The organism is Algoriphagus ornithinivorans, from assembly GCF_900115305.1.
GTDB lineage: Bacteria > Bacteroidota > Bacteroidia > Cytophagales > Cyclobacteriaceae > Algoriphagus > Algoriphagus ornithinivorans.
The window spans coordinates 114528-128407 of the sequence record NZ_FOVW01000011.1; the positions used below are offsets into that span (position 1 = coordinate 114528).

General features: G+C 39.4%; 14 protein-coding genes. 6 read left to right on the forward strand and 8 right to left on the reverse strand.

The features are described 5' to 3' along the window. Positions 1-18: 18 nt before the first annotated feature. Positions 19-1077 carry a PA0069 family radical SAM protein gene (locus BM073_RS16010; protein ID WP_091655346.1) on the reverse strand — a complete coding sequence of 353 codons (1059 nt, stop codon included), beginning with the start codon at positions 1075-1077 and terminating at the stop codon, positions 19-21. A gap of 169 nt (positions 1078-1246) precedes the next feature. On the opposite strand from BM073_RS16010, the gene BM073_RS16015 reads away from it, so the two are divergent. The 3 genes from BM073_RS16015 (at position 1247) to BM073_RS16025 (ending at position 2398) form a co-directional block, all read left to right on the forward strand. After that, positions 1247-1774 (forward strand): DUF2975 domain-containing protein, encoded by a 528-nt coding sequence (locus tag BM073_RS16015; RefSeq protein WP_091655347.1) that lies wholly within the window; start codon positions 1247-1249, stop codon positions 1772-1774. 3 nt (positions 1775-1777) lie between these two features. After that, positions 1778-1981: a helix-turn-helix domain-containing protein gene (locus BM073_RS16020; protein ID WP_091655348.1), complete on the forward strand. Its 204-nt coding sequence runs from the start codon at positions 1778-1780 to the stop codon at positions 1979-1981. Between the two features lie 63 nt (positions 1982-2044). Next, positions 2045-2398, forward strand: a complete 354-nt coding sequence (locus tag BM073_RS16025; RefSeq protein WP_091655349.1) for a DUF805 domain-containing protein — start codon at positions 2045-2047, stop codon at positions 2396-2398. Positions 2399-2424: 26 nt separating this feature from the next. Here the strand turns inward: BM073_RS16025 and BM073_RS16030 are convergent, their stop codons facing one another. From BM073_RS16030 to lpxK, 6 genes are all read right to left on the reverse strand, one after another. After that, entirely contained in the window at positions 2425-3720 is a 1296-nt protein-coding gene (locus BM073_RS16030) for a prolyl oligopeptidase family serine peptidase (protein WP_091655350.1), read from the reverse strand. Between the two features lie 137 nt (positions 3721-3857). Further along, on the reverse strand, positions 3858-5549 hold the full coding sequence (locus tag BM073_RS16035) for a GMC oxidoreductase (RefSeq protein WP_091655351.1): 1692 nt from the start codon (positions 5547-5549) through the stop codon (positions 3858-3860). Between the two features lie 136 nt (positions 5550-5685). Then, positions 5686-6930 (reverse strand): ABC transporter permease, encoded by a 1245-nt coding sequence (locus BM073_RS16040; protein ID WP_091655352.1) that lies wholly within the window; start codon positions 6928-6930, stop codon positions 5686-5688. A 126-nt stretch (positions 6931-7056) separates the two neighbouring features. Continuing rightward, on the reverse strand, positions 7057-7668 hold the full coding sequence (gene miaE / locus BM073_RS16045) for a MiaE family protein (protein WP_175557938.1): 612 nt from the start codon (positions 7666-7668) through the stop codon (positions 7057-7059). Between the two features lies 1 nt (position 7669). Beyond that, on the reverse strand, positions 7670-9622 hold the full coding sequence (locus BM073_RS16050; RefSeq protein WP_245756443.1) for a putative porin: 1953 nt from the start codon (positions 9620-9622) through the stop codon (positions 7670-7672). Next, positions 9619-10674, reverse strand: a complete 1056-nt coding sequence (gene lpxK / locus BM073_RS16055; protein ID WP_091655353.1) for a tetraacyldisaccharide 4'-kinase — start codon at positions 10672-10674, stop codon at positions 9619-9621. The genes BM073_RS16050 and lpxK overlap by 4 nt, the downstream gene beginning before the upstream one ends. Before the next feature lie 41 nt (positions 10675-10715). Here lpxK and BM073_RS16060 point away from each other — a divergent pair, with 41 nt between their 5' ends. The 3 genes from BM073_RS16060 to BM073_RS16070 all read left to right on the forward strand — a co-directional run bounded on the left by BM073_RS16060 (position 10716) and on the right by BM073_RS16070 (position 13256). Next, on the forward strand, positions 10716-11816 hold the full coding sequence (locus BM073_RS16060) for a Nif3-like dinuclear metal center hexameric protein (RefSeq protein WP_091655354.1): 1101 nt from the start codon (positions 10716-10718) through the stop codon (positions 11814-11816). A 3-nt stretch (positions 11817-11819) separates the two neighbouring features. Next, positions 11820-12590 (forward strand): zinc ribbon domain-containing protein, encoded by a 771-nt coding sequence (locus tag BM073_RS16065; RefSeq protein WP_091655355.1) that lies wholly within the window; start codon positions 11820-11822, stop codon positions 12588-12590. Positions 12591-12839: 249 nt separating this feature from the next. Next, positions 12840-13256, forward strand: a complete 417-nt coding sequence (locus BM073_RS16070) for a hypothetical protein (RefSeq protein WP_139217516.1) — start codon at positions 12840-12842, stop codon at positions 13254-13256. On the opposite strand, the gene BM073_RS16075 is transcribed toward BM073_RS16070, so the two are convergent. Continuing rightward, positions 13237-13863 carry a histidine phosphatase family protein gene (locus BM073_RS16075; protein WP_091655357.1) on the reverse strand — a complete coding sequence of 209 codons (627 nt, stop codon included), beginning with the start codon at positions 13861-13863 and terminating at the stop codon, positions 13237-13239. The genes BM073_RS16070 and BM073_RS16075 overlap by 20 nt on opposite strands. Positions 13864-13880 lie beyond the last annotated feature (17 nt).

The window sequence follows — 13880 nt, forward strand, 5'->3', positions numbered from 1 at the left end:
AGACAAGCCCAGTAATAATTATCCAAAATTCAGCGAATAATTACCCCCTTTCCTGAAGGCCTGAAGATTGAATTTTGGCATGGAGCGATTGGAGAAATATTTCTTTTTAGAGGTGTAAAAAAGTTGGTGAATCATTTCAGCGAGTATCCCTTCTCCTTTCATTCTTCTTCCAAACTCTACGTCTTTAACGGATCCCCCATGAAGCTCGGCGATTTGATGCATGACTTTTTGGAATCTATCCGGATAATTTCTTTTTAACCAATCACTAAAAATCTCCTCCAATTTTCCATTCAAACGAACCACGGTCATCCCTGCATACCTAGCTCCTCTTTCAGCGCTTGCTTTCAAAATTTCTGGAATTTCTTGGTCATTCAATCCCGGAATGATGGGAGCATTCATTACTGCAACTGGAACACCAACATTGCTCAACTTTTCAATTATTTGAAGCCGCTTAGAAGCACTGGCAGTTCTGGGTTCCATTTTCCTCCTCAATTCTTCATTCAAAGAGGTAATCGATATATAGACTTGCACCAAATCCTCCTTCGCTAAGTCTTGCAAAATATCAATATCCCTTTCTATCAGTGAATTTTTGGTGATAATCCCAACCGGATGCCGATAGCGGGCAAATACTTCTAGCAATTGCCTGGTAATTCCCATTTTCTTCTCAATAGGCTGATAACAATCCGTATTTCCTGAAAGTGAAATTGGAGCCACCTTCCAGTTTGAACTCAGGATCTGCTTTTCCAACAATCGTGGAGCATCTGGTTTTGCCATCAATTGGGTTTCAAAATCTAAACCTGCCGAAAAGCCATAATATTCATGGGAATTTCTTGCATAGCAATAGCTACACCCATGTTCGCATCCTTGATAAGGATTCAATGAAAAGCTCAAACCTATATCAGGGCTTTTGACTGGATTGATGATAGTTTTTGGATGCTCCAATCGGATATTGGTTTTTGGAGACAAAATCAACTCCTCATCCAAACCTTCCAAATGCTCCGTCACTAAATGCTGTGAAGAAAATCGGTTACCTGTCTGTAATTGGGCTCCCCTACCTTTCCAATGAACTTTTTCCATGTCAATATTTTTGTCAAAGGCCTAGGTACAGTTTAAGCAAGCAAAAGGAGATTTAAAATTTATTGGCAATAATTGACAGAACTAGAATTGAATAATTTTTTTATCGATAATTATTTATTGTTTTTCAATAAATTTTTTCCTTTATTTGAAAAATTTAAATCAAAAAGTCATGAACAAAATGTTGAAAGCACTCTACGTATTAGCTTGGATCCTATTCATAGGGCTTTGCATTAGAACGGGGGTTATATTGGTCACTTTTTTGATCAGCATTGGGATCAATCCGGAAGCATCCTCAAATCTATATGAAGGTCTAGATCTCTCTTCCGTAATGGATGCAAACTGGGTTCATTATACCTTGATCACCGGCTTAATTATATCAATTTGGGCTTTGAAGTCTTGGATGTTATTTGGAGTTATTCAGATTTTTCAAAAATTAAAAATTCAAGATCCCTTTCACTTTTCCATTTCAAAGAAAATTACTCAAATCAGTCACGTGGCGCTTTTAGTTGGCGTACTGTCGATTCTTTCATTTGCCTATGGGAGATGGCTTGTAGATCAGGGACTAATGCTTAATCATTTTTCAGAAAGTGTTCGGGGGGGTATGGAATTTCTATTTATGGCAGGGATATTTTATGTGTTTGCTGTGATATTTAGAAGAGGGGTCGAAATACAGCAAGAACATGAATTAACCATCTAAGCTATGCCTATACAAGTCAATTTGGATGTCATGATGGCTAAAAGAAAAATTTCTTTGAATGAGCTTTCAGAAAAAGTTGAATTAACCTTATCCAATCTTTCCATCCTCAAAACAGGGAAAGCAAAAGCAATCAGATTCAGTACATTGGAAGCAATTTGTAAAGCCTTGGATTGTCAACCTGGCGATATACTAGAATACATTGAATAGCCTTCCTAGCGCGAAAGGACCTGTTTTAACAAAACAATTAGCTATTTAATGTGTTCATTAGGTATGAAATCTATTTTAAAACCTACTGGACGAATTACACGGAGAAAGTATTTAACACTCTTCATGTTTTTTTATTTCGTCAATATTTTATGCTTAATGAAAGCTTGGGAAGCTTATCAAATTGAAGCTTGGCCAGCCTTTTTCTCTTTCAGCATCATCTTGATTGCGTCAATAGTTTTATTGTTGATTCAGGCAATTCGAAGATTACATGATATAGGTATGGATTGGAAATATGCCCTCTACTTATTAATTCCGCCACCCATTAATTTTATTGGATTTGTATGGTTAGCCTACAAAGAAGGTCAGGATGGTCCAAACAAATATGGACCTGATCCCAGAAAAACAGATATTGTATAAAAAAAAGGAGCTCGAGGCTCCTTTTCTTATTTTTTGGCCTGGGCAGCCATCCATTCCATGATGGTAACAGGCCTCCCTCCCACTAAAACAGGAGATCCATCCAAACCAGTCCTTGCTTGATTAGCATGAACGTAAATCCAAGACCAATGTCCATTGTAATGGTAATTATCTCCCCCATAGAATCCGGTAATATCAGTTACATGATCATAAAAGGTAAAATGTACATTTTTAGCTCCAGCCTTCTTTAATCGATCATAAAGTGGCACCACGGTAGATTCTGGTTTGGTTACCCCATCATCTTTGGAATGAACAAACCACATGGGAACCTGCTTGATTTTTTGAATATCCTGTTCGGTCACGTACTGAGCGTCATAAGCAAGAGCGCTGATATATCCAGCAGCGAAATAGTCAGCGTGCTCAAGAATCAATTTTAAGGACATATATCCTCCATTTGAGCAACCCCCAACATAAATTCTCTTAGCGTCAATTCCAGGATTTGATTTTACGTAATCTTGAATCAAGGCAAACAAAGCCTCATTATAAATATCATTCGTTTGACCACGGGTCATACCCTCGGCAGCCTGCATCCAGAATGTTGGACTTTGAGGCACCAATACATAAGCACCGGCATCACCAAACAAGGTTTGAATTTCAGGGGAGGCATAATTAGCCGCTCGGTTTCCCAAAAGAGCTATGGTAGGATCCATCCCTCCTTCACCTCCGCCATGCAGCCAAATTATCAAAGGAGCTTTTTTCCCTTTTGTTTCAGGGCTAAATGAGGCATAGGACATGGTCAAATTACCGTACTGAAATTTCCCCTTCAAATCGTATTCATCTACTAAAGGCATGATTTTTCCAGCTGCCTGATTCCAAACTTGATTGGTCTTCGAATTAATAATTGTCAGTGAATAATCAATCCAAAAGTTACCACCTCGGTTTCCAACTCTCATATATTGGATTGGAGAGCCTATAGGTTGAGTTGGGCTCACCTCCAATACCAAAGTGATATGTTTCCCAGATGCTACCCGATTCCCATTTTCATCGGAAACAAAGGCAAAAACCACATCTCTTTCTCCTGATTTTTGGGATTCCGGAATTTCACCCTGGGAGCTTTCTCTTTTTGCAAAAACTTTAAATTCTGCAGGATTTGCATCAGACACTTCATTCTCTAAAGTGATAATCACCTGATTGACGGCAGGTCCCCAATCGAACCCTTCAACTACTAGCTTGTAGCTGCCCTCAGAGGACTTTATTTCAGAATTAGGATTGCCATAAATCCAATTGCTGAAGAGTAAACAAATAATTAAAAGGCTATTTTTCATGGTTTATATAGGTTTTGGGTGTAATACTCCCAGCTATTTAACCAATTCCTGAAAAACTTCCCTTTAAAATTATATCAGTGGAAAATTTGAATGCAATATCAATTCTTGGCTTGTAGCTTACAGATAAGGAAAAGGAATTAAGATAAATTTCCTTTCTTCAATTCTTTAACAGCATGATCTACTGCTCGGGCTGTGAGTGCCATATAGGTTATGGAAGGATTCTGAGTTCCTGTGGAGGTCATACACGCTCCATCAGTTACGAAGACGTTTGGCGCATGGTGCATTTGATTAAATTCATTGAGCAAAGAAGTTTGGGGATCTCGCCCCATTCTCACTCCTCCCATCTCATGTATATCCAAACCAGGAGCTTGCTTGCTATCAGATTTTCTAATATTCACACAGCCTGCCTTTTCCAGCATTTCCTCTCCCTGCTGATGAAAATCCTGTAGAATTTTCTCATCATTTTCATCATAATCCACACTAACCTGTAGCAAAGGTATACCCCATTCGTCTTTTTGATCCTTACTCAAGCTCACTTGATTACTTTCCTTTGGAATAGTTTCTCCTTGCATCATCATAAAAACATTCCAAGGACCAGGTTGAGTATTGGCTTTTTTAAATTCGGCGCCAAATCCTCTCACATCTGCATGACCAAAACCAGAACGGCCGGCAGAGTAAAAAGTCATATATCCTCTAAGGAAATCCATTTCCTGCTTCTTCACATTTCTAAAATTCGGCATCATGACCGCAGTTGGTCTTCTGCCAAAATAGTATTGATCTTCAAAGCCTTCATACTTGGCTGAGATAGTTCCTCTATAGTTATGAAACGCAATATATTTCCCTAAAACCCCACTTTCATTACCCAGTCCTTCTGGAAACCTTCTGGAAGTGCTATTCATTAAAATCAAATTGGTATTCAAAGCCGATGCATTCAAAAAAATGATTTTGGCAAAATAATCTTTCTCCTCCTTTGTAATCCTGTCAATCACTTTGACTCCGACCGCTTTTCCCTTTTCCTCATCCCAAATCACAGAATGAACCACGGAGTCAGGCCTTAAGGTCAAATTACCGGTTTTTGCTGCCCAAGGTAAAGTAGAAGAATTACTGCTAAAATATCCTCCAAAAGGACAGCCTCTGTAGCACTGATTTCTTGCCATACATTGCCCCCTCCCTTGAGCTAGGTGTTGCTCTTTGGGTTGTGTTAGATGTGCGCACCTACCTATGATGAATTTTCTATCTTGATAGGCTTGATTAACCCGCTGTTGTATCTCTTTTTCAACACAATTCATCTCCCAAGCTGGCAAAAACTCTCCATCCGGTAAGGTATCTAATCCTTCATAACTTCCTGAAATACCGACAAATCGCTCCACATAGCTGTACCAAGGTGCCACATCTTCGTAGCGAATAGGCCAATCAACTGCAAAACCATCTCTGCCTGGCCCTTCAAAGTCATATGCACTCCAACGTTGAGTCTGTCTAGCCCAAATCAAAGATTTGCCACCCACTTGATAGCCCCGAATCCAATCGAAGGGCTTTTCCTGTATATAGGGATGATCTGAATCTTTGACAAAAAAATGCTCAGTATCCTCTTTGTAAGCATAGCAACGATTCACCACGGGATTTTTCACCTTATCCTCCCTCGGAATCTGATTTCTGTGAGGCATGTCCCACACTGATGCTGTCATGGTGGGATAGTCCTTTAAGTGCTGAACATCCCTACCTCTTTCTAAGACCAAGGTTTTCAATCCCTTTTCGCAAAGTTCTTTAGCTGCCCATCCTCCGGATATCCCAGAACCAACTACTATAGCATCAAATTCATTACTTTTCATAATCGAAAAATAATGATTTCTACTTCATCTTTTACAATTTTTTTAAAAAACTATACTTATGAATGGAGATGCAAAAAATAAAAAAAAGTCCCATCTCCTAAGGCTTAGGAAATGGGACTTGAAAGAACAAATTCGATTATTCGTATCTCAAGGATTCGATAGGGTCAAGTTTACTCGCTTTGAAAGCAGGGAAGTAACCGGACAATAACCCTACAACAATGCATATAATAAAGGCGATAAACATCCAAAGCCAAGGAACCAAGAATCCTCCAGGTCCAATCGCATTAGCAATGACATTTCCGATTGCTATACCGAGAATTACCCCAAAGATTCCACCTAGCACACAAATCATAATTGCTTCTATCAAAAATTGCTGACGGATCCTCAGTGGAGTAGCTCCTAAGGCTTTTCTAATACCTATCTCACGGGTCCTCTCTGTAACAGAAACCAGCATGATATTCATCAGTCCGATGGAGGCTCCCAAAAGGGTAATGAATCCGATACCAAATCCGCCGATTCTCAAATATCCGGCAACTTCCTCAAGACTTTCCGCTACCGATTGACTTTTTGTGAGGTCAAAGGAGTTCTCAGCAGTTACTCTATCCTGACGGATTTTTCTCATCATCCCAATTGCCTGACCCATTTCGTAATCGATACGCTCAGGGCCGGAAGCAACAGCAGTAACATTGTAATTGAAAACGCCTCTTTGGTCAAGTCTTGCAGCATTCTCTATAGGAATTAAAACCTGTCTGTCTGCTCCTTGATCCTGCCCTACTCCACCTTGCTTTTCCAATACTCCTACAATGGTGTAAGGCTTTCCGAAAAAGCTGATTTTTTGATTGATAGGATCTTCATTTGATTCAAAAAGAGTTTCCTGAATTTCTTTTCCTATGATACATACGTTATTTCCGTATCGTATTTCCAGATTGGAAAAATTTCTACCTTCTTCGAGCTTGATTGCTTTTATGCTCAGGTAATTTTCATCCACACCTCTAATTCTCGTATTCGGATTGGTGGTTTCGGAACCTCTTTTTATCTCAGCGGCGCGACTGACTGTAGTTTCCACTGTAGATATTCCGATAGAACTATATTCCTGCTTGAAATCTTGCACTTCTCGGAAAGACAATTTGGGATAGGTTTTCTCCTCTTTTCCATCTTGAATAGCTCGTCCCCCACTGAAACCTTTGTTTCTTACATCAAAAGTATTGGCTCCCAAACCAGAAAAGCTTTCTGCAATTTGAGACTTTATTCCATCGATGGCAGTCAACATCCCTACAAGAGAGGATATACCAATTGCTATAATTGCACCGGTCAGGATAGTCCTTAGAATATTAACTTGAACAGACTTTAGGGCTTCCCTTATATTTTCGATCAAATTCATGTATTGTTCGAATTAGAACAGATTTTTAGAAAAAACTCATTTATGATTCTTAATAATAAGCAATTCGCTTTTAAAAAAAATTTGAGAGTCCAAATATTCAGATTCAACTTCCACTTCCAGTATTTTTCAATGCATTCTATCCCCTCTCAACTCCATTTCTTTTAGGATACTTGCTTCATAATCCAGCCATTCTTGCCACCGCTGATTGACATATTCAGGATCATGAAATTTTCTGGCCATTTCTATGAAAGTAACGTAATGCCCAGCCTCAGAAATCATCAACTCGTAATAAAACTTTTTCAGCTCCTCATCCTGAATATGCTTGGATAAAAGCTTAAAACGCTCACAACTCCTTGCTTCGATCAAAGCATTCAATAATAAATGCTCCGTCAACTGTTGTTTCCTACTTCCACCTTTTTTGACAAATCCATTGAGTTTGATGACATATTCATCCTTTCTAGGAAAACCAAACTTCATGTTTCTCTTCCGCAACTGCTCCATAACCCGTTCAAAATGTCCCCATTCTTCTGCGACTATTGGAGTCAAGGTATCCACCAACTCGTCCAAGTCAGGATATCGCAAAATCAAACTGATACAGGAAGAGGCCGCCTTTTGCTCACAATAAGCATGATCCACCAAAATATCCTCGATCTGCATTTCTGCAATCCCAACCCACCTTGGATCTGTGGGTAGTTTGAGATGTAACATTTTCTGTCTTGTACTTTCTTCCCAGCTCATATCAGTCAAATAAATACCAGGTAATTCCTAGGTCAATAAATGATTTGTAGCCGGTGTAGTCAGGTGTGACAAAATATCCTTCCCGATTCATCAAACCGGCGTTTAAATGATTGTATTTTAATAGAACTCTTGTTCTGTTGATTCTGAAATTCAGGAAAATATCTGCCACTGGGTAGGCAAATACCTCGAAGCTATTTTGCAGGTGAAATTGCTGATGAGCAGTAAAATAAGCATTTGCAAAGTAGCTGGACTTGTATCTCACATCCACACCAAATTGGATGAAAATATTTTCATCAAATGCAGGACTGTCAAAGTAAAAACGGGTATTTCCGAATACTTCAGGGATTCTAAAAGCATCAGATGCCTCTCCTGTAACAGACGTGATAATAACCTCTGTATCCCATTTGAATTTCTCCCCTATTTGTATAGAGGATTGAATACCGGGCATCAAAATAAAAGCTTCACCTCCTGCCTGCTCGGGCACTCTCTGCTCGTTGAAAAAGACGTAATTATTGATCCGGCTAATGGTTAATGAAGGCCTGATTTTGACTTTTTCCAAATCAACTTTCAAGGTTCCCTTCACTTGATCTACACCAGTGTTGGAAAAATCATTATTCCAGGCATAATGATTCCCCGCATAAACCTGCTGAAGCGAGGTGGGCTTATAAAGTGCTTTAGTATACTCCAGATCCAAGTAGGGGGATTTAAATACCCCATGCAGCCTGAATGCTCCCGGGATAAGGTATTCACCATCAGCACTCACACTCCATTTCTCAGAAATTTTTCCAATCAATTCCCCACCTATGTATAATTCATTAAAGGTGTTAGGAGAATTAAAAAACGGACTTCTCATCCTACCATTCCTCAATCGGGTAAATGCATTGTAATAAAAGCCTCCAAAGGTCCCTTTGAAGCCGAACTCATTTCTCCACTCAGCAAAATCATTGAAATTTCTTGTGGTATCCTGTTCATTCAGTCTGGTGCTGGGATAATACAGGGAATCACTGTTAGTTAAAGGAGCATCAAAAACCAAATCTTGCTTCCTTCTGTCAAAAATATGATAGATCTGTAGCCCGTCTTTCACCTTATATTCATGATAGAAGTGATAGTCCTGCCTCAAATCTCTGGCTTGGGAGGTTCTCAGCCAAACTTTCGCATCCTCATAGGTGAAATAAACCGAGGTAGAATCCACTTCAGGAGGTATAATCCCTCCGATCTCATTGACCACATGACGCATTCGGGAGAAATTCCCCAAGAACCAATATTTCCCGTCTTCAGATCTATAATTCGTATGGATAGAATAAGTGGTTTGATCCACCATGTTATCATCTCTAGCTGTAGGATTGAGGGTTTTTCTTACCCGCATGGTGTGAAAATCAAAACCTATATTCCATCTTGGGTTGACATTTCTGGCAAATTTGATATCCAACATATTTCGGTTTCCGCCCCCGAAAAAAGCTGACATCTCAGTAAATGGAGATTTGGTATCGAAATAGCGATTGTTGGAAGGATCTGTGTAATAGATATCATAGGCATGAAAGCCTGAAGTAGTACCGATTAACTCTGGAACCTGATAAAAAACCGGGGTAGCCGCACTACCAATATTACCTAAATCCTGATACTTCCAGCCACTTTTAGCTACTGGATCATAATTGTGAAAATTGGTCAAGGAAGTATCCTGAGGGTATAGGGTCAGGCTATTTCGCTTAATGTCTTTTTCGAAATAAAATAAGGCTGTGGTGGGACCAAAAACCATCTTGGTACTATCATCCAACAAGGTTCTTCGACCATTTTCTTCCTCTTGATTTTCTCCTTCTTGCACCGTTCTCTGGTTGACCCGCTGATTGGGATTTTGAACTTGCCTCCCATTGGTTGGAATAGGGCGCTGTGCCTCAGCAGAGCCAGCCAAGAGAAGCACCCAAAAAAAGCATATTCCTAATAGAAATTTATTCACCGAGCTTTGTCCGTTCCAAAGACTTTTTGTTGTACCAGTTTAATCAATGTTTGCTCATCCTCTTCCTCTAAAAGTACCTGAATGGGCAGCACAAAAATCGGAATTTCTCTTAGAAATCCTTTGGGAAGTAAAGATTTTACTTTTACCCCATCTTTTTCTGTTGTGAGAATAACGGGATTTTCATTTGCATGTTTGGCGACAAGCAAGCCTATCTTTTCCAAATCAGCCTGATCATAATGATGATGATCCGAAAACTTTACAGCCTCCAACACTTCATATTGACTTTTGCAATAATCTATAAACTGCTGATTATTAGATATTCCACTAAATAAAATTACTCGTTTTCTGAACTGAGAATTTTCTGCAAGTGCTTGTGGTTCCCCATAGCCTACTTTTGTGAACATGACAGGCTTTGAGCCAGCATATTGCCTAATTTTTTCTTGAAATTCTGAGGCCTCCTGATTGGACTTAGACAAGGGGCTTTTGGTAACAATAATCAAATCGGCTCTTTTTGCTCCATTTCTACTTTCTCTAAGCCTTCCCATTGGAAGTAAAAAGTCCTGAAAAAAAGGCTCTTCCCAAGTAGTCAATAAAATCGAAAAATCTGCTTGAAATGATCGATGCTGAAAGGCATCGTCCAAGATAAGCAGGTCCAACCCTTCTTCTTCCTCTGCTATTCTTGCAGCTGCATTCACCCGATCTTCTCCCACAAAAACACGGATTTCGTCTCCAAATTTTTGATAAATCTGATAGGGTTCATCCCCGATTCCTTCAGGGCTACTGACGGAAGTAGCTTTAATAAAACCCTCAGTTTTTCTTCCATACCCTCTGGACAGGGTAGCTAAGCGGTAATCTTGTTTAAATGTTCTTATAAGGTATTCCACCATGGGGGTTTTCCCTGTTCCGCCAACCCTTAAATTACCCACTAGAATAGCGGGAATTGGAGATGGTGTGGTTTTGAATACTCCAGTATTATAGAGCCAGTTTCTGACTCGAGTGATCAAATCAAATAGGACTGCAAACGGATAAAGAAGAAAAGCAAGGCGCCTCATTCCTAAGAATTCGTATTTTTGATCAAATAAACCAAAAATTTATGGGATACAAGATTGGGGAAGTAATTTCATTTTTAGAAAAGCTGGCTCCCCCCGCCTATCAGGAGTCATATGATAATGCTACACTGATAACAGGAAACAGAAACTGGGACTTGACCGGAATCATCTGTTCTTTGGACTGCACTGAGGAAGTCATTCAAGAAGCCATATCAGCAGGAGCCAATATGGTGGTGGCACATCACCCCATAGTTTTTAAGGGATTGAAAAGCCTGACCGGCAAAAATTATATCGAAAGAACTGTCATCAAAGCTATCAAACATGATATTGCCATTTATGCTATCCACACTAACCTAGACCATGTCGCTCACGGTGTTAATAAAAGAATCAGCGATAGACTTGGCCTTTTGAACACAAAGATCTTACAGCCTAAAAAACAGTTGCTCAACAAGTTGGTATTTTTTGTACCGGAGGAACATAAAAACAAGGTTTTGGATGCTGTCTATGAAGCCGGAGCAGGGCAAATTGGGGAGTATAAAGATTGTTCTTTTCAAGTTAAGGGAATGGGCACCTTTACTCCATCTGAAGATGCAAATCCTTTTTTAGGCCAAAGAGGAGCTCCACAATACGAGGCCGAAATCCGTGCTGAGGTCATTCTTCCAGCTTTTTTAAGCAATAAGATAATTTCTGCCATGAAAAAAGCCCATCCATACGAGGAGGTTGCTTATTACCTGAGTGCCTTGGAAAATGAGAATCAGGAAGTCGGCGCAGGAATGGTTGGAGAGTTGGAAGATCCAATGACTGCGGAGGAATTTCTAGATTATCTTAAAGAGAAAATGAATCTGAAAATAGTAAAGCATACCGCATTAGTTAAGGAAAAAATTAAGAAAGTAGCTGTTTGTGGTGGTGCTGGAATATTTTTATTGGGAGATGCCAAAAGAAAGGGTTCGGATGTTTTTATCACCGCTGACGTCAAGTATCATGAGTTTTTTGATGCTGATGGATCCTTAATTCTTTGTGATATCGGCCATTATGAAAGTGAAATTTTCACAAAAGAATTATTGGGAGAACTATTGTCACAAAATTTTCCTAATATTGCACTCTATTTGACAAAAGTAGTTACCAATCCCACATCCTACCGATAGTACATGGAAAGTACAGTAGCACAAAAACTCGAGGCAATTCACAACCTTCAATTAATAGATTCTAAACTAGACGCAATCATCAAAGTTCGCGGCGCACTTCCAGAAGAGGTGCAAGATTTGGAAGATGAAATCGCCGGCTACGAAACTAGACTTGACAAATTCAATAACGAGATCCAATCTTATGAAGATGAGATCAAGTCTTTGAAAGAAAGCATCAAGGAATCTGAAAAACTGATCAAAAAGTATCAGGAGCAGCAGATGAACGTACGAAACAACCGTGAGTACGATGCCATCACCAAAGAATTAGAACTTCAGGATCTTGAAATCCAAGTTGCTAAGAAAAAAATTGCTGAAGCTGGCGCTAAAATCGATCAGAAAAAGCACGATTTAGATGAGTTGACTGCTGTTATGAAAGACAGACAGAAAGACTTGGATCTAAAGAAAGATGAGCTTTCTACGATTGTTGCTGAAAGTGAAAACGAAGAAGCAAAATTGAATACTGATCGTGAAAAGGCTGTTAAGAAAATCGAAGATAGACTTTTAAAGTCTTACGAGAAGATCAGAACAAATGCCAAGAATGGTTTGGCAGTAGTAATGGTCAAAAGAGGAGCTTGCGGCGGTTGCTTTAATACCGTTCCACCTCAAAGACAGGCTGATATTCGTGAAAAGAAAAAACTAATCGTCTGCGAACACTGCGGAAGAATTTTAGCAGGTGTAGAAGATGAAGTAGTTGAAGAAACTCCAACCAAGAAAAAGAGAACTTCTAGATCTTAAGAAGTTTTGAAATAAACCAACGGAAAGCCCCGAAATTCTTCGGGGCTTTTTTTTGTGATTATCCGTATATTTTTTCTCAGAGAGATTCAATTCAATCTGATTTCCCATTTACCCCGTACCTAATTGAAAGCCTATTCAAAAATTGAATTAAGAAAAGGCTTGAAAAAAGAACCAAATCATGGATCGAGAAAATCGACGATTTTGAAACATTCTTGCTCTCAAGTCGATTAAATCCGTATATTAGAAGCTATGCGAAAGTTAGTACCACTCATTTTAGTCTTGTTTATATCTCTTTCAGCTCTTGCCAAGAACGCTGAGACCAAAACATTTTTGGTACTATTCAAATCCAAAGAATTAAAATCGCATCAAACCTCTTTAAAGGCCATTGAATCACAATTTTCTTCTTTCAACACTAAAACCTATTCTGGAAATTCTGAATTGGCTTTGCTGATAGAAATACCATCTTGTGATTTCGACGAATGCTTTCTGGGAGACTTTTTGGTAAAAACAGGTGATCAAGATATCAAACTTCAAGAAATCGCCTTTAGACTCTTTGATATGACCGAGAATAAGAGAAATCTTCAACTTTTACTCAGTGCTTATCAGAATAATCCGGACAAAAAGAAAATAGCCAAAGCAGACAAGCCTAGTAACCCGCGGCCTTAAGATGCTCTCTGTCATTCCCTTTCCTTAAGACAAAAGTCCCATCACTCAATTGCTCCAAAAGATATAGGCATAAATTGCTGTGTTCGAACTGATCCATATAGCGGAGATCGTAATTAAAAATCAAGCTTAGAAATATCCTCATTGCTCTGCCATGCATGCAGACTAGAATAGTTTCTCCGGGGCCTTCCAAAATTTTCTGAATTCCTTTTCGCATTCTTTCAGCCACGACGTTTGGGCTTTCTCCTCCGGCTATCGCATAGTCTAAGTTACCCATTTGCCACTGATGGAGCATATGCTTGTAGTATTCCCCTTCTTCCGGCGTCATAGGTGTGCCTTCATAATCTCCCCAAGAAATCTCATTTAATTCGGGAAGAGCGGTGGTCGGAATTCCCTTCGAGATAAATGACTCAATAGACTGTCTGGTTCGAATGAGGGCAGTATGGTAAACCTGATCAAAGGCTATATTTTGATAGGCTTCATAAAATGCTTTTGCCTGAGCCCTCCCAGTCTCATTTATAGGAGCATCAATCCCACTTCCCTGCACTACTCCTCTTAGGTTAAAATCAGTCTGACCGTGGCGAACTAAGTAAATTTTTTTTCGATTCAAGATTCTCTATTTTTGTC

Excerpts from the sequence above, each read along its gene's own strand:
- BM073_RS16010 (WP_091655346.1), bottom strand. The coding sequence starts at position 1,077 with ATGGAAAAAGTTCATTGGAAAGGTAGGGGAGCCCAATTACAGACAGGT.
- BM073_RS16015 (WP_091655347.1), top strand. The coding sequence starts at position 1,247 with ATGAACAAAATGTTGAAAGCACTCTACGTATTAGCTTGGATCCTATTC.
- BM073_RS16020 (WP_091655348.1), top strand. The coding sequence starts at position 1,778 with ATGCCTATACAAGTCAATTTGGATGTCATGATGGCTAAAAGAAAAATT.
- BM073_RS16025 (WP_091655349.1), top strand. The coding sequence starts at position 2,045 with ATGAAATCTATTTTAAAACCTACTGGACGAATTACACGGAGAAAGTAT.
- BM073_RS16030 (WP_091655350.1), bottom strand. The coding sequence starts at position 3,720 with ATGAAAAATAGCCTTTTAATTATTTGTTTACTCTTCAGCAATTGGATT.
- BM073_RS16035 (WP_091655351.1), bottom strand. The coding sequence starts at position 5,549 with ATGAAAAGTAATGAATTTGATGCTATAGTAGTTGGTTCTGGGATATCC.
- BM073_RS16040 (WP_091655352.1), bottom strand. The coding sequence starts at position 6,930 with ATGAATTTGATCGAAAATATAAGGGAAGCCCTAAAGTCTGTTCAAGTT.
- miaE (WP_175557938.1), bottom strand. The coding sequence starts at position 7,668 with ATGAGCTGGGAAGAAAGTACAAGACAGAAAATGTTACATCTCAAACTA.
- lpxK (WP_091655353.1), bottom strand. The coding sequence starts at position 10,674 with ATGAGGCGCCTTGCTTTTCTTCTTTATCCGTTTGCAGTCCTATTTGAT.
- BM073_RS16060 (WP_091655354.1), top strand. The coding sequence starts at position 10,716 with ATGGGATACAAGATTGGGGAAGTAATTTCATTTTTAGAAAAGCTGGCT.
- BM073_RS16065 (WP_091655355.1), top strand. The coding sequence starts at position 11,820 with ATGGAAAGTACAGTAGCACAAAAACTCGAGGCAATTCACAACCTTCAA.
- BM073_RS16070 (WP_139217516.1), top strand. The coding sequence starts at position 12,840 with ATGCGAAAGTTAGTACCACTCATTTTAGTCTTGTTTATATCTCTTTCA.